Origin of the sequence: Candidatus Accumulibacter cognatus, assembly GCF_000584975.1 — a bacterium.
Classification (GTDB): domain Bacteria; phylum Pseudomonadota; class Gammaproteobacteria; order Burkholderiales; family Rhodocyclaceae; genus Accumulibacter; species Accumulibacter cognatus.
Genome location: NZ_JDST02000005.1, coordinates 1 through 14,157, shown reverse-complemented (window position 1 = coordinate 14,157; position 14,157 = coordinate 1). Strand labels below are relative to the sequence as shown.

At 55.3% G+C, this 14,157-nt stretch carries 29 protein-coding genes; all 29 read right to left on the bottom strand.

Annotated features, from left to right (window positions below):
* Positions 1-26 precede the first annotated feature (26 nt).
* The 29 genes from rplQ to rpsJ all read right to left on the bottom strand — a co-directional run bounded on the left by rplQ (position 27) and on the right by rpsJ (position 14,071).
* Positions 27-407 carry a 50S ribosomal protein L17 gene (gene rplQ / locus AW06_RS01360; RefSeq protein WP_034944439.1) on the bottom strand — a complete coding sequence of 127 codons (381 nt, stop codon included), beginning with the start codon at positions 405-407 and terminating at the stop codon, positions 27-29.
* 30 nt (positions 408-437) lie between these two features.
* Positions 438-1,412, bottom strand: a complete 975-nt coding sequence (gene rpoA / locus AW06_RS01355; RefSeq protein WP_034944436.1) for a DNA-directed RNA polymerase subunit alpha — start codon at positions 1,410-1,412, stop codon at positions 438-440.
* A 40-nt stretch (positions 1,413-1,452) separates the two neighbouring features.
* Positions 1,453-2,082, bottom strand: coding sequence for a 30S ribosomal protein S4 (gene rpsD / locus AW06_RS01350; protein ID WP_034944429.1), 630 nt, complete (start codon positions 2,080-2,082; stop codon positions 1,453-1,455).
* Between the two features lie 12 nt (positions 2,083-2,094).
* Positions 2,095-2,490, bottom strand: a complete 396-nt coding sequence (gene rpsK / locus AW06_RS01345; RefSeq protein ID WP_034910014.1) for a 30S ribosomal protein S11 — start codon at positions 2,488-2,490, stop codon at positions 2,095-2,097.
* A 20-nt stretch (positions 2,491-2,510) separates the two neighbouring features.
* Positions 2,511-2,873 carry a 30S ribosomal protein S13 gene (gene rpsM / locus AW06_RS01340; protein ID WP_034923761.1) on the bottom strand — a complete coding sequence of 121 codons (363 nt, stop codon included), beginning with the start codon at positions 2,871-2,873 and terminating at the stop codon, positions 2,511-2,513.
* Between the two features lie 77 nt (positions 2,874-2,950).
* Complete coding sequence (rpmJ, locus tag AW06_RS01335) at positions 2,951-3,064, bottom strand: 50S ribosomal protein L36 (protein ID WP_034923764.1); 114 nt, start codon at positions 3,062-3,064, stop codon at positions 2,951-2,953.
* 101 nt (positions 3,065-3,165) lie between these two features.
* On the bottom strand, positions 3,166-3,384 hold the full coding sequence (gene infA / locus AW06_RS01330) for a translation initiation factor IF-1 (protein ID WP_015767904.1): 219 nt from the start codon (positions 3,382-3,384) through the stop codon (positions 3,166-3,168).
* 1 nt (position 3,385) lies between these two features.
* A complete protein-coding gene (secY, locus tag AW06_RS01325) occupies positions 3,386-4,705 on the bottom strand; it encodes a preprotein translocase subunit SecY (RefSeq protein ID WP_034944422.1) in 1,320 nt (439 codons plus the stop codon).
* Between the two features lie 24 nt (positions 4,706-4,729).
* A complete protein-coding gene (gene rplO, locus AW06_RS01320) occupies positions 4,730-5,164 on the bottom strand; it encodes a 50S ribosomal protein L15 (protein WP_034944419.1) in 435 nt (144 codons plus the stop codon).
* 1 nt (position 5,165) lies between these two features.
* Entirely contained in the window at positions 5,166-5,348 is a 183-nt protein-coding gene (gene rpmD, locus AW06_RS01315; protein ID WP_034944410.1) for a 50S ribosomal protein L30, read from the bottom strand.
* Between the two features lie 3 nt (positions 5,349-5,351).
* Complete coding sequence (gene rpsE / locus AW06_RS01310) at positions 5,352-5,876, bottom strand: 30S ribosomal protein S5 (RefSeq protein ID WP_034944407.1); 525 nt, start codon at positions 5,874-5,876, stop codon at positions 5,352-5,354.
* Positions 5,877-5,903: 27 nt separating this feature from the next.
* Positions 5,904-6,257: a 50S ribosomal protein L18 gene (gene rplR / locus AW06_RS01305; RefSeq protein ID WP_046534993.1), complete on the bottom strand. Its 354-nt coding sequence runs from the start codon at positions 6,255-6,257 to the stop codon at positions 5,904-5,906.
* Between the two features lie 13 nt (positions 6,258-6,270).
* Entirely contained in the window at positions 6,271-6,807 is a 537-nt protein-coding gene (gene rplF / locus AW06_RS01300; protein WP_034944401.1) for a 50S ribosomal protein L6, read from the bottom strand.
* A gap of 9 nt (positions 6,808-6,816) precedes the next feature.
* A complete protein-coding gene (rpsH, locus tag AW06_RS01295) occupies positions 6,817-7,212 on the bottom strand; it encodes a 30S ribosomal protein S8 (RefSeq protein WP_034944384.1) in 396 nt (131 codons plus the stop codon).
* Between the two features lie 15 nt (positions 7,213-7,227).
* Positions 7,228-7,533, bottom strand: a complete 306-nt coding sequence (rpsN, locus tag AW06_RS01290; protein ID WP_034944382.1) for a 30S ribosomal protein S14 — start codon at positions 7,531-7,533, stop codon at positions 7,228-7,230.
* Positions 7,534-7,539: 6 nt separating this feature from the next.
* Positions 7,540-8,079: a 50S ribosomal protein L5 gene (gene rplE / locus AW06_RS01285; RefSeq protein WP_034944361.1), complete on the bottom strand. Its 540-nt coding sequence runs from the start codon at positions 8,077-8,079 to the stop codon at positions 7,540-7,542.
* 9 nt (positions 8,080-8,088) lie between these two features.
* Positions 8,089-8,406 (bottom strand): 50S ribosomal protein L24, encoded by a 318-nt coding sequence (gene rplX, locus AW06_RS01280; RefSeq protein WP_034944356.1) that lies wholly within the window; start codon positions 8,404-8,406, stop codon positions 8,089-8,091.
* 11 nt (positions 8,407-8,417) lie between these two features.
* Positions 8,418-8,786 (bottom strand): 50S ribosomal protein L14, encoded by a 369-nt coding sequence (rplN, locus tag AW06_RS01275; protein ID WP_034914334.1) that lies wholly within the window; start codon positions 8,784-8,786, stop codon positions 8,418-8,420.
* A gap of 124 nt (positions 8,787-8,910) precedes the next feature.
* The gene (gene rpsQ / locus AW06_RS01270; RefSeq protein WP_034944347.1) at positions 8,911-9,180 is read right to left on the bottom strand and encodes a 30S ribosomal protein S17; all 270 of its coding nucleotides are present in this window, start codon (positions 9,178-9,180) and stop codon (positions 8,911-8,913) included.
* Complete coding sequence (gene rpmC / locus AW06_RS01265; RefSeq protein WP_034944341.1) at positions 9,180-9,371, bottom strand: 50S ribosomal protein L29; 192 nt, start codon at positions 9,369-9,371, stop codon at positions 9,180-9,182. The genes rpsQ and rpmC overlap by 1 nt, the downstream gene beginning before the upstream one ends.
* A gap of 2 nt (positions 9,372-9,373) precedes the next feature.
* Positions 9,374-9,787, bottom strand: a complete 414-nt coding sequence (gene rplP, locus AW06_RS01260) for a 50S ribosomal protein L16 (protein ID WP_034944340.1) — start codon at positions 9,785-9,787, stop codon at positions 9,374-9,376.
* On the bottom strand, positions 9,771-10,616 hold the full coding sequence (gene rpsC / locus AW06_RS01255; protein ID WP_034944339.1) for a 30S ribosomal protein S3: 846 nt from the start codon (positions 10,614-10,616) through the stop codon (positions 9,771-9,773). The genes rplP and rpsC overlap by 17 nt, the downstream gene beginning before the upstream one ends.
* Positions 10,617-10,625: 9 nt before the next feature.
* Positions 10,626-10,955, bottom strand: a complete 330-nt coding sequence (gene rplV / locus AW06_RS01250) for a 50S ribosomal protein L22 (protein WP_034944336.1) — start codon at positions 10,953-10,955, stop codon at positions 10,626-10,628.
* Between the two features lie 10 nt (positions 10,956-10,965).
* A complete protein-coding gene (rpsS, locus tag AW06_RS01245) occupies positions 10,966-11,241 on the bottom strand; it encodes a 30S ribosomal protein S19 (protein WP_034944328.1) in 276 nt (91 codons plus the stop codon).
* Between the two features lie 13 nt (positions 11,242-11,254).
* On the bottom strand, positions 11,255-12,082 hold the full coding sequence (rplB, locus tag AW06_RS01240; RefSeq protein WP_034944326.1) for a 50S ribosomal protein L2: 828 nt from the start codon (positions 12,080-12,082) through the stop codon (positions 11,255-11,257).
* Entirely contained in the window at positions 12,082-12,384 is a 303-nt protein-coding gene (gene rplW, locus AW06_RS01235; RefSeq protein WP_273704276.1) for a 50S ribosomal protein L23, read from the bottom strand. Before rplW ends, rplB begins: the two co-directional genes overlap by 1 nt.
* On the bottom strand, positions 12,381-13,001 hold the full coding sequence (gene rplD / locus AW06_RS01230) for a 50S ribosomal protein L4 (RefSeq protein ID WP_034944323.1): 621 nt from the start codon (positions 12,999-13,001) through the stop codon (positions 12,381-12,383). The genes rplW and rplD overlap by 4 nt, the downstream gene beginning before the upstream one ends.
* A complete protein-coding gene (gene rplC, locus AW06_RS01225) occupies positions 13,002-13,646 on the bottom strand; it encodes a 50S ribosomal protein L3 (protein WP_034944321.1) in 645 nt (214 codons plus the stop codon).
* Positions 13,647-13,759: 113 nt separating this feature from the next.
* Positions 13,760-14,071, bottom strand: coding sequence for a 30S ribosomal protein S10 (gene rpsJ / locus AW06_RS01220; RefSeq protein WP_034923830.1), 312 nt, complete (start codon positions 14,069-14,071; stop codon positions 13,760-13,762).
* Positions 14,072-14,157: the final 86 nt, after the last annotated feature.

Sequence of the window (14,157 nt, the reverse complement as noted above, 5' to 3'; positions counted from 1 at the left end):
CTAATAGCGTCGACTAGTGCTGCCGTCTATTCGGCGACAGCGCTGCGTTCCGGGCGATCCATCAACTCGACAAATGCCATCGGCGCATTGTCGCCATCTCTAAAACCACACTTCAGAATCCGCAGATAACCGCCATTGCGGGTTGCATAACGTGGCCCAAGTTCGTCGAACACCTTGACCACCATCTCCCGATCGCGCAGCCGGTCAAATGCCAAACGACGATTGGCAAGATTAGGTTTCTTGCCAAGGGTGATGATCGGCTCAATGACGCGCCGAAGCTCCTTGGCTTTCGGCAAGGTGGTCTTGATGGCTTCTTCACGAAGCAAGGAAACGGTCATGTTACGCAACATCGCCAGACGATGGGCGCTGGTACGATTCAGTTTACGAAGACCCAAACGGTGACGCATATCAATTCCTTCCTGTTCTTGTCCGGCTGCTCACTTCTCGAGGCCGGCGGGAGGCCAGTTCTCAAGCTTCATACCCAGTGTCAGACCGCGTGCGGCCAGCACTTCCTTGATTTCATTCAGCGATTTGCGGCCCAGATTGGGTGTCTTGAGCAACTCGTTCTCGGTGCGCTGGATCAGATCACCAATGTAATAGATGTTTTCTGCCTTTAGACAGTTGGCCGAACGAACGGTCAGTTCCAGGTCATCCACAGGACGCAGCAGCAGTGGATCAACCTGCACCGTCTTCTGATACTCAATGGGTAGCGCCGTCCCGGCAAGGTCGGCAAACACCGAAAGCTGCTCCATCAGGATGCGCGCGGCGGTCCGAATGGCTTCTTCCGGATCAATGGCACCGTTGGTCTCAATGTCCATGATCAGCTTGTCCAGATCGGTTCGCTGTTCGACCCGCGCGCTCTCGACCGCGTAGCTGACCCGGCGCACCGGACTGAACGATGCGTCCAGGACCAGCTTGCCGATATTCTTGCTGCCATCACTGATCTCGCGCAGGTTGCCAGCCACATAACCCCGCGACCGCTCGATTTTCATTTCCATTGCCAGCTTTCCACCGGCTGAGAGGTGGGCGATGACATGCTCGGGATTGATGATCTCGACATCGTGAGAGACATTGATGTCCGCAGCCCTAACAACACCCTTGCCTTCCTTGCGAAGTTGCAGCAGAACCTCTTCCCGATTGTGCAGTTTGAAGACGACCCCCTTCAGGTTCAAGAGGATATCTACCACATCCTCCTGAACACCATCAATAGTCGAGTATTCATGCAGTACGCCTTCGATGCTGACCTCGGTCGGTGCATAGCCAGGCATTGATGACAAAAGAATCCGGCGCAGCGCATTGCCCAAAGTATGTCCGTAACCGCGTTCAAACGGCTCCATGACCACTCGTGCATGCACCGGCGACAAGCTCTGCACATCGATGATGCGCGGTTTAAATAGTCCACTGCTTTGCATGTACTGTCCCTTTGCCTGATTCCGTCAAGCCTCGCTGCTACTACTTCGAGTAGAGTTCGATGACGAGACTCTCGTTGATCGTCGGCGGCAGTTCACTACGCTCCGGGTGTGCCTTGTAAGTGCCCTTTGCAGCCTTGGCATCCACTTCAACCCACTCGGGGAAGCCCCGTGCTTCGGCAGCTGCCAAAGCGGCCTTGACGCGAAGGTGTGCTTTCGTCTTCTCGACGACTTCAACGACATCACCGGGGCGGACCTGGTATGATGGAATGTTGACTCGCTGACCGTTTACGAGAACGCCGTTGTGCCTGACCACTTGGCGCGACTCCGCGCGCGAGGCCGCGAAGCCCATGCGGTAGCAAACGCTATCGAGGCGAGCTTCCAGCAATTGGAGGAGCACTTCACCGGTCACGCCCCTGCGACGGTCAGCCTCTTTGTAAACCTTGCGAAACTGTCCTTCAAGAACACCATAGATACGCCGAATCTTCTGCTTTTCCCGCAGGTGAACACCATAGTCGGACAAGCGCTGCCCGGACTTCTGACCATGCTGACCGGGTGCGTACGATCGACGTTCGATCGCACACTTGTCGGTGAAGCATTTTTCCCCCTTGAGGAACAACTTCTCGCCTTCACGGCGGCACTGACGGCACTTCGGATCAAGATTGCGAGCCACTATTTTTCCTCCTTAAATCCGACGCTTCTTGGGTGGCCGACAGCCGTTATGCGGGATCGGCGTGACATCGGTGATCGCAGTGATCTTCATCCCAAGCGCATTAAGCGCACGCACCGACGACTCCCGCCCAGGGCCAGGACCCTTGATGCGGACTTCGAGGTTCTTGACGCCACACTCGACGGCAACCCGGCCGGCAGCTTCAGCTGCAACCTGTGCAGCAAATGGGGTACTCTTGCGTGAACCCTTGAAGCCGGCGCCACCCGAAGTCGCCCAAGACAGCGCGTTACCCTGGCGGTCGGTGATGGTGATGATCGTATTATTGAACGAAGCGTGGATATGTGCCACTCCTTCGGCCACATTCTTTCTGATCTTGACTTTTTTACGAACTTTTGCGGCAGTCTTGGCCATGGTCTGGTCCTAGTTCCTAATCATTTCTTGCCGGCGATCGGCTTCCGTGGTCCCTTGCGAGTACGCGCATTGGTGCGCGTCCGCTGGCCACGCGACGGCAGGCCCTTGCGGTGACGGAGGCCACGATAGCAGCCCAAGTCCATCAAGCGCTTGATACTCATTGTGACTTCGCGACGCAGGTCACCCTCGACACTGAATTTTCCAATCTGGTCGCGCAAACGCTCCAGCTCAGCCTCAGTAAGGTCCTTCATTTTCGTTGAACGTAAAACTCCAGCAGCATCACAGATTTTCTGCGCGCGCGGACGTCCGATACCGTAGATGGCCGTTAATGCAATCTCGGCATGCTGGTGGTTCGGGAGGTTTACACCTGCGATGCGTGCCATCGATTCACCCCAATTAATCGAAACTTAATGTTTATGCCTTCAACCGACTGACAACTCACCATGGTGGGTCGCAGCGATCAACCCTGACGCTGTTTGTGACGTCGATCCGTACAGATCACACGCACAATGCCATGGCGCCGAATAATCTTGCACTTGCGGCAGATGCGTTTCACAGATGCCAGCACTTTCATGATTCACTCCTGATTTCCCGGCCTGAGGCGCAGCCTGCCTTTCGTCGGGTTGTTGCGTAGATTGCTGCGTAGATCGTAGATTCTTCTAAAAACCATTCCATTTACTTGGCACGGAAGACGATGCGTGCACGACTCAGATCATATGGCGTCAGCTGCACGGTCACCTTGTCGCCCGGCAGGATGCGAATATAGTGCATGCGCATCTTCCCGGAAATGAAACCCAGTACAACATGGCCGTTCTCAAGCTTCACCCTGAAGGTGGCATTGGGGAGGTTCTCGATAACCTCTCCCTGCATTTCAATTAAGTCTTCCTTTGCCATTCTATTTCGCCGGTGAGCCTTTGAAGTTAGCCTTTTTCAACAGGCTCTCGTACTGGTGCGACATGGCATACGCCTGTACCTGGGTCATAAAATCCATGGTGACGACGACAATGATCAAGAGGGAGGTGCCGCCAAAGTAGAACGGCACATTCCATTTCAGGATCAGAAACTCCGGCAACAGGCAGACAATGGTGATATAGCCCGCACCCACCAAAGTCAGTCGCATCAGAATCTTGTCGATATAGCGTGCGGTCTGATCACCCGGCCGAATCCCGGGAACGAATGCACCGCTTCTCTTCAGGTTGTCGGCAGTTTCCTTCGAATTGAACACTAGCGCTGTATAGAAAAAGCAAAAAAAGATGATCGCCGCAGCATACAACATCACATAAATCGGTTGCCCCGGAGACAGCGCATCCGCAATGTCCTTCAGCCAACGAACCGACTCTCCAGAGCCAAACCAGCCGGCGATCGTTGCAGGAAATAGAATGATCGATGAAGCAAAGATCGGCGGGATCACTCCAGCCATGTTCAGTTTCAGCGGCAGGTGCGAACTCTGCCCACCATAAATCTTGTTACCCACCTGACGTTTCGCATAATTGACCAGAATCTTGCGTTGTCCCCGTTCAACGAAAACGACGAACGCGGTTACCAGTACGACCAGTATGCAAATCAGAATTGCAGTCAGAGGATGCATGGCACCGGTACGGACCAATTCAAGCAAGCCGCCTATCGCATTTGGCAATCCGGCTGCGATCCCTGCAAAGATGATGATCGAGATTCCATTCCCCAACCCGCGTTCGGTGACCTGCTCCCCCAACCACATCAGGAACATCGTACCAGTGACCAGAGTGGTAACGGTCACGAATCGAAAAAGCATTCCCGGATCAATCACCAATCCGGGCTGTGATTCGACCGCGACAGCAATACCAATTCCCTGAAACAAAGCGAGAAAAACTGTTCCGTACCGCGTGTACTGCGTAATCTTGCGACGCCCGGCTTCACCTTCCTTTTTCAGCGCTTCGAGTTGCGGGCTGGCATGAGTCATCAATTGCATGATGATCGATGCGGAAATATACGGCATGATCCCGAGTGCAAAGATTGTGAAACGGGAAAGCGCCCCCCCCGAGAACATGTTGAACATGCCCAGGATGCCACCCTGCTGATTGTTGAACAGCATGCTCAAGGTCTGGGCGTCAATGCCCGGAACCGGGATATGCGCGCCGATCCGATACACAACCAAGGCACCAAGCAGGAACCACAGCCGACGTTTTAGATCGCCGAACTTTCCACTCTTGCTGACCGTGTTGGAGCTAGTTACCAAAAAAGGCCACCTTTTTCTTGCTTGTTATTCCGAAAGGCTGCCGCCAGCAGCTTCGATCGCTGCGCGCGCGCCAGCGGTTGCCCTCACACCCTTGAGGGTAAGCTTACGGTTGATTTCGCCGGAGAGCACCACCTTCGCCGACAGTGCATGCTGCGAGACCAGATTGGCCTGCATCAACGTCGCCAAATCGATCTCATCGACCGGAAGACGCGCAATATCCGACAAACGGACCTCGGCATTATGGGCATTGATCATCGACTTGAACCCACGTTTGGGCAAACGGCGCTGCAGCGGCATCTGTCCGCCTTCAAAGCCCACTTTTTGGAAGCCGCCAGCGCGCGATTTCTGACCCTTGTGGCCACGGCCACAAGTCTTGCCTAAACCCGAGCCGATACCTCGACCGACACGCTTTCTTTCCGTTCGTGCCCCCTTGGCGGGTTGAACAGTATTAAGTTCCATTTCAGCCCTCGCACTTCAGGAGGTAGGAAACCTTGTTGATCATCCCGCGAATCGCCGGAGTATCTTCCAGGAGCGAAGTACTATTCAAACGCCGAAGCCCCAAACCACGCACTGTTGCGCGATGCGATTCCTTGGTACCAATCAGGCTTCTGACAAGCGTCACTTTCACTTTCTTCTCAGACATGGCTCACTCCAGGATTTCGGCAACGGTCTTGCCACGTTTGGCGGCAACCTCGGCCGGCGTGGTCATTGCCCGCAAACCATTGATCGTCGCCCGAACAATATTGTAAGGATTGGTAGACCCATGCGCCTTGGCGACCACATTGGTCATGCCTATGACGTCGAAGACCGCCCGCATGGCTCCTCCGGCAATGATCCCGGTACCTTCAGGAGCCGGCTGCATCATCACTTTCGATGCCCCATGATGACCAACGACCGTGTGCTGCAAGGTTCCACTCCGTAGACTGACCTTGATCAGATTGCGGCGCGCCTCTTCCATAGCCTTCTGGACTGCCACCGGAACTTCTCGCGACTTCCCCTTGCCCATCCCCACCCGACCGTCACCGTCACCCACCACGGTCAGCGCAGCAAAACCGAGAATGCGACCGCCTTTTACCACCTTGGTCACACGGTTGATCGAGATCATCTTCTCACGCATGCCGTCGTCCGGCTTGTCGGCTTGCTGAGGTTTCCTGCTTTGCGGTTTAGCCATTGATTACTCCAATTCTTTGCAGTGCGATCAGAACTTGAGACCGGCTTCACGCGCCGCATCTGCCAGCGCCTTGACCCGCCCGTGGTAACGGAAACCGGAACGATCAAACGCCACCTGGTCAATTCCGGCTTGTTTCGCGCGTTCAGCGATCAATTGACCAATCGTTTTTGCCGCACTGATGTCTCCGCCGTTGGGCAGCCGCTTGCGCACTTCAGGCTCCAGCGATGATGCTGCTGCCAGAACCTTCGTTCCGCAAACCGAAATCACCTGCGCGTAGATGTGACAGTTGCTGCGGTGAACCGACAAACGTACTGCTTTGAGTTCGGCAATTTTGGCACGTGTCTGGCGAGATCTGCGCAAACGCGCCTGTTTTTTGTCAATCATCTGAGCACCCTTACTTTTTCTTCTTCGTTTCCTTGATCACGACCACTTCTTCCGCATAACGTACGCCCTTGCCCTTGTAGGGCTCCGGTTTACGATAGGCGCGAACCTCTGCCGCAACCTGGCCAACGAGTTGCCGGTCAACCCCCTTGATCACGATCTCGGTCTGCGTCGGCACCGTGGCATTGATCCCTTGAGGCAACTGGTAAACCACGGGATGCGAGAACCCGAGGCTAAGGTTAAGCGTATCGCCTTGGACTTGAGCGCGGTAACCAACGCCAACCAGACTGAGCTTACGCTCAAACCCCTTGCTAACCCCGGTGACCATATTGGCAATCACGGCACGCATGGTTCCGGAAAGCGCATCGGATTGAGCTACTCCCTCGACAGGTTTGCACAATAAGCTGTCGCCTTCCTGTTCTATGGTCACTGCAGCGTGGGAGGAAAAATCGAGAGCGCCTAGAGGACCCTTCACCGAGATGAGCTCTGCTGAAAGATCGACGGTGACACCCGGCGGGAGAACGATTGGTTTCTTTGCAACGCGGGACATGGCTAACCTTTACGCGACGAAGCACAGCACTTCGCCACCGACATGGCTAGCGCGCGCCTTACGATCAGTCATGACACCCTTGGGAGTCGATACAATCGCCACCCCCAGTCCATTCATGACCTGCGGAATATCACTGACACCTCGATAAATTCGGAGGCCTGGCCTCGAAACCCGATCGATGCGTTCGATCACCGGCCGGCCAGCGTAATATTTCAGACCAATCTCTAGAACCGGCTTACCATCGTTCGGACTCACAGCAAAGTCCTCTACATAGCCTTCGTCCTTCAAGACCTGGGCAATGGCGATCTTTACCTTGGAAGACGGCATGGCGACCGAGCCTTTGCTTGCCATCTGGGCATTTCGGATGCGTGTCAGCATGTCGCTGATCGGATCACTCATACTCATTATGTTATCTCCTGCCTACCAGCTAGCCTTGATCATTCCTGGCACCTCGCCTTGCATCACGAAATCGCGGAGTTTGCCACGCCCCAAACCAAACTTGCGGAATACGCCACGCGGACGGCCGGTGAGCAGGCAGCGGTTACGGAGCCTGACTGGACTAGCATTGCGCGGCAACGCCTGCACTTTCAAGCGCGCTTCGAACCGCTCTTCCAAAGAACGACTCTGGTCGGATACGACAGCCATTAGCTCCGCACGCTTCTTGGAATACTTTGCAACCATCTTGCGCCGTTTCTCACCACGGTTGATCACAGCAAGTTTCGCCATTTCGTCTCAGTTCCTGAAGGGAAATTTAAACGCGCCAAGCAAGGCACGCGCCTCTTCATCGGTCTTGGCCGTAGTCGTGACACTGATGTTCATGCCACGCAGCGCATCGATCCGGTCGTACTCAATTTCAGGAAAGATGATCTGTTCCTTGAGGCCCATGTTGTAGTTGCCGCGACCATCGAAACCTTTTCCGGAAATGCCGCGAAAATCACGAACCCGCGGCAGCGCAACAGTCACCAAGCGGTCGATAAACTCGAACATGCGCGGACCACGAAGCGTGACCATGCAGCCGATCGGATAACCCGTACGAATCTTGAAACCGGCGATCGACTTGCGAGCCTTGGTGATCACCGGCTTTTGTCCGGCAATCTTGACCAAGTCGCTCATCGCGTTCTCAAGAACCTTCTTGTCAGCGACCGCTTCACCCACCCCCATGTTCAGGGTAACCTTGGTAATTCTCGGCACTTCCATTCTCGACTTGTACCCAAACCTGCGGGTCAGTTCGTCCACTACCGTGGTGTTGTAATAATCCAGCAAACGCGCCATGACTACTCCTTAGGCCCCCAACACTTCACCATTCGACTTGAAAAAACGCACCTTGGTATTGTCTTCAAGCGTTCTGAATCCGATACGATCCGCTTTTCTGCTCGCCGGGTTGTAGATCGCAACATTCGAGATGTGCAGCGGCATTTCCATTTCGACAATGCCGCCGGCAACACCCTTGACCGGATTGGGCTTGACATGCTTCTTGACGCGATTGACACCTTCGACAAGAACATGCTCGGCGTCGGTACGGCGAAGCACAGTTCCGCGCCTGCCCTTGTCCTTACCTGCGATGACGAGGACGTCGTCGCCCTTACGAATCTTTTCCATCGCTTTCTTCCCTACAGCACTTCCGGCGCCAGGGACACAATCTTCATGAAACGGTCACCACGCAACTCGCGTGTCACCGGCCCAAAGATGCGCGTGCCTATCGGCTCCATCTTGTTATTGAGGAGTACAGCCGCATTGTGGTCAAACCTGACGAGCGACCCATCGGGGCGGCGAACGCCCTTGGCGGTACGCACCACTACGGCGCTATAGACATCACCCTTCTTGACGCGTCCACGCGGCGCCGCATCCTTGATAGTGACTTTGATAATGTCACCAACACCAGCATAGCGGCGCTTGGATCCGCCCAACACTTTTATACACATCACCGAACGTGCGCCAGTATTATCGGCAACGTCGAGAGTACTCTGCACTTGAATCATCTGTCACTCCAACTTGGCCCGCTGTGGCGGTCAGTCTTGGAACCCGCTAGGGGAGGAACGCTCAACACGCTGTCGAGCGCGGGAAAACCGCAGATTATAGCGGACTTGCCAGAAAAAGCAAATCCTAAATCGCAACAGCACGTTCCAGCAATTTCGTGACCATCCATGTCTTGGTCTTCGAAAGCGGACGAGACTCCTGAATTTCAACGACATCGCCAACTCTTGCCTGGTTGTTGTCGTTGTGTGCGTGGTACTTGTTCGAACGGATGATGATCTTGTTATACATGGCGTGCTTGACGCGACGCTCGACGATCACCGTGACGGTCTTTTCCATTCGGTCACTGACAACGCGCCCAACCAGGGTACGCGTGTTGCTGGTGGTGGTCTCGCTCATTATTGGACTGCCTTTTCACGAAGAAGGGTGCGCACGCGCGCGATCTGACGACGCACTTTGCCAATCTGACTGTTATTCGACAACTGCTGAGTAGCAAGCTGCATGCGCAGGCCAAACTGGGCTTTCAGCAAGTCGAGCAACTCTTTGTTCAACTCGTCGACGGTTTTTGCTCTGAGTTCACTGACTTTCATGATCAACCCACCATACGCGTGACGAAAACTGTTGGAATCGGCAGCTTCGCAGCAGCAAGCGCAAAAGCTTCACGCGCCAGACCTTCGGCAACCCCATCCATCTCGTAAAGAACCTTACCCGGCTTGATCTCTGCCACGTAGTACTCCGGGCTCCCCTTGCCGCTTCCCATCCGGACTTCGGCTGGTTTCTTTGATATCGGCTTGTCAGGAAAAATGCGAATCCATATCCGGCCACCGCGCTTGATGTGACGAGTCATGGCCCGCCTCGCCGCTTCAATCTGGCGAGCAGTCAATCGCCCGCGACCAATTGCTTTTAGCCCGTACTCACCAAAACTAACTTTGGCACCCCGCAGCGCCAGACCGGTATTGCGGCCCTTCTGCTCTTTGCGGTATTTTCTTCTAGTTGGCTGCAGCATCTGTTCCTGCCTTTCTTACTCGTTTCACGGGCGCCTTCGCTTCCGCAGCAACGCCCTCGGCTCTCACAAGCTCTTCCTGTGCGTCGAGCCTGGTCCTTACCGTACGCGGTCGGTCAGCCGCCTCACCAGGGCGAGGGGAACGGCGAGGCCGACGCTGATCGTCAAGTGCCGGTTCGGCAGAAACAGCAGCCGGTTCCTGGCGATTGAGAATTTCACCCTTGAAGACCCAGACCTTGACACCAATCAGGCCATATGTGGTCAGCGCTTCCGAGGTTGCGTAGTCAATATCGGCGCGCAAGGTGTGCAGCGGCACGCGCCCTTCTCGATACCATTCCCGCCGGGCAATCTCGACTCCGTTTAGACGACCAGAACTCATGATCTTGATGCCCTGCGCTCCCAACCGCATTGCATTCTGCATCGCCCGTTTCATGGCTCTACGGAACATGATGCGCTTCTCAAGCTGTTGTGTGATCGAGTCGGCAATTAGCTGGGCATCCAGCTCGGGCTTGCGGATTTCTTCGATGCTCACATGCACCGGGACGCCCATGATCTTCTGCAAGGCCACTCGCAAGTGGTCGATCTCTTCCCCCTTCTTGCCGATCACCACACCCGGACGAGCCGAAAATACGGTCACACGTGCGTTCTTGGCTGGACGCTCGATAAGGATGCGCCCGACCGAAGCATGTTTCAGCTTTTTCCGCAAGTATTCGCGAACGCGAACATCTTCGTTGAGCATGCCGGCAAAGTTCTTGCTGTTGGCGTACCAGCGAGACGACCAATCACGCGTAACAGCCAGACGAAAACCAGCAGGATGAATCTTTTGTCCCATTCTTGTTCCTCAGTTGCCGACGGTCAGAAATACATGACAGGTCGGCTTGACGATCCGGTTGCCGCGCCCCTTTGCCCGAGCTGCAAAGCGCTTGAGCACCATGCCCTTTTCGACACAGATAGTCTTTACCCTCAGTTCGTCAATATCGGCACCGACATTGTGCTCGGCGTTGGCAATAGCCGATTCGAGCACTTTCTTGATAATTGCAGCACCTTTCTTGGGACTGAAGCTCAAAATGTTGAGCGCCTTATCGATCGGTAAACCGCGAATCTGATCGGCCACCAGCCTACCTTTCTGACTCGACAGCCGAACCCCACGCAAAACAGCACGAGTTTCCATATTCATTCCTTTACTTCTTGGCCTTCTTGCCAGCGGTGTGGCCCTTGAAGGTACGGGTCAGTGAAAACTCGCCCAGTTTGTGCCCAACCATATTCTCGGTGACGTACACCGGTACGTGCTGCTTGCCGTTATGAACGGCAATAGTGAGGCCCACGAAATCCGGTAGCACGGTCGACCTGCGCGACCACGTCTTGATCGGGCGCTTGTCGCCCGTCGCGCGCACTACGCTCACTTTTTTAATCAGATGGGCATCAGCAAACGGGCCCTTTTTAACGGAACGTCCCATGGTTATCTATCCCCTAGCGTTTTTGGCGGCGCTGCACGATCATCGACGTTGTGCGCTTGTTGCGACGAGTACGATAACCTTTGGTCTTGGTACCCCAAGGACTGACCGGATGCATACCTGCTGCTGTCTTGCCTTCACCGCCACCGTGCGGGTGGTCGATTGGATTCATCGCGACGCCCCGAACGGTCGGTCGAATACCACGCCAACGGTTGCCGCCGGCCTTGCCTATGGAACGTAAGCTATGCTCTTCGTTACCCACCTCGCCGACGGTTGCACGGCACTCGACATGCACTCGACGAATCTCGCCGGAACGTAAGCGGAGCTGCGCATGCACACCTTCACGGGCCAACAACTGTACCGAGGTACCAGCGGATCGTGCCAACTGCGCGCCCTTGCCCGGCACCATCTCGACACAATGAATTGTCGTACCAACCGGAATATTACGGATCGGCAAAGCATTGCCCGCCTTGATCGGTGCTTCAGAACCACTCGAGACCTGTTGACCAACGGCCAAGCCTTTCGGGGCAATGATGTAGCGGCGCTCACCATCAGCGTAACAAAGGAGGGCAATGTTTGCGGTTCGGTTCGGGTCGTACTCAAGGCGTTCGACCTTGGCCGGAACCCCGTCCTTGTTGCGCTTGAAATCAATCAGCCGATAGTGATGCTTATGTCCGCCGCCCTGGTGCCGTGTTGTAACATGGCCGTTGTTATTACGACCAGCTTTCTTTGATTGTGGCTCAAGCAATGCAGCAACAGGCTCGCCCTTGTGCAGGTCGGCATTCACGACCCGGATGACGGCGCGGCGGCCCGGCGAGGTCGGTTTGACTTTGACGAGTGCCATCAGACGCCTCCTCCATCGACAAAATTAATCTCCTGGCCCGGCTGCAGGCAGACGTAGGCCTTTTTCCAGCCCTTGCGGCGACCCATCCTACGGCCGAATTTCTTGTGCTTACCCTTCACGTTCGCGATCTGTACCGACTTCACCGAGACCTTGAACAGTAATTCAACTGCACCCTTGACCTCAGGCTTGGTTGCATCGGATGCCACACGAAAGATCACCTGCTCATGTTTATCGGCAACGAAGGTTGCCTTTTCGGAGATCTGGGGAGCGAGCAACACTTGCATCAGACGTTCTTGATTCATCCCAGGATCTCCTCAAACTTGGCGAGTGCCCCTCTGGTCATCAGCACCTTCTGGAACCGGACCAGTGATACCGGGTCTGCTTGCTGAACCTCGACAACCAGAATGTTCGGCAGATTTCGCGCTGCCAGGAATACATTTTCATCGAGGTCATCCGTGATCACGAGCACGGAATCGTAGCCCATCCCTTTGATCTTGGAGGAAAAAATCTTCGTTTTTGGAGCTTCGATGGTGAAATTATCGACCACCGCCAAACGATCCTCGCGGGCAAGCTGCGAGAGGATCGACGCCATCCCGGCGCGATACATCTTGCGATTCAGTTTATGAGCGAAGTTCTCGTCCGGAGAGCTCGGGAAGACCTGGCCACCTCCTCGCCAGATCGGTGAAGAAGACATGCCAGCGCGGGCGCGTCCAGTACCTTTCTGGCGCCAAGGCTTCTTGGTGCTATGCCGGACATCATGCCGGCCTTTCTGTGCTCGATTGCCGCCACGACCATTTGCCTGGTAGGCAATCAACACTTGGTGCACCAGTGCTTCATTGTATTCGCGGCCAAACAGCGTGTCGGAGGCTTCCAGGCGACTCGCTTCCAGGCCTTGTTCATTGATCAGCTTGAGTTCCATTTATGCCCCCGCCTTGACTGCAGGACGCACGATCACGTCCGACCCTTTGGAACCGGGGACCGCACCCTTGAGCAACAGCAACTGGCGTTCAGCATCAACACGAACGACCTCAAGGTTCTGCTGAGTACGTTTGACAGTACCCAGATGACCCGGCATTTTCTTGCCAGGAAAAACACGACCCGGATCCTGCGCCATTCCGGTTGAACCGAGGGCCTGATGCGAGACCGAGTTACCGTGAGCAGCCCCCTGGGATTTGAATTGATGCCGTTTGATTCCTCCCGAGAAGCCCTTGCCGATGGTCTGGCCTGTGACATCAACCTTTTGACCGACCGCGAAGATGCTTACGCTGATCTGGTCGCCAGGCTGCAATGCAGCGAGGTCGGCAGAAGATACTGGAAACTCCTTCAAGACGTGGCCGGCTTCGACACCCGCCTTGGCAAGATGCCCTGCGAGGGGCTTATTCACGCGCGAGGCGCGTCGCTTGCCGAAAGCCACCTGTACGACCGAATAGCCGTCTTTCTCCGGCGTTTTGATCTGGGCGACGCGATTGTTCGACACATCGAGCACGGTTACCGGAACACTCACTCCATCCTCGGTAAAAATGCGCGTCATGCCGACCTTGCGACCAACAAGGCCTAGACTCATGTTTATTCTCCTCTGACCGGCTACGATTGGCCGGCGAGCACTGCAAAAAAACGGGCAGTATTCACTACGCTACTGTCCGACGAAAGGCGGCGATTATAGCCGCTCGCAGGTGCTTACTGCAACTTAATTTCGACGTCAACGCCGGCGGGAAGATCGAGTTTCATCAAGGCATCGACAGTCTTGTCGGTGGGATCGATGATATCCATCAAGCGCAGGTGAGTGCGGATCTCAAACTGGTCGCGCGAGGTCTTGTCTACATGCGGCGAACGAAGAATATCAAAACGCTCGGTGCGGGTCGGTAACGGCACCGGACCGCGGACAACGGCGCCGGTACGCTTGGCCGTTTCAACAATTTCCTGTGCGGACTGATCGATCAGGCGATAGTCAAAGGCTTTAAGGCGAATACGGATTTTTTGGCTGTGCATTTTTTTTCCAAAGAGCGATCGGTGGAGCCGCAGAGAAGCTCCACCAGAAGTGTGTGCCCGACTACTCGATGATTTTCGCGACCACT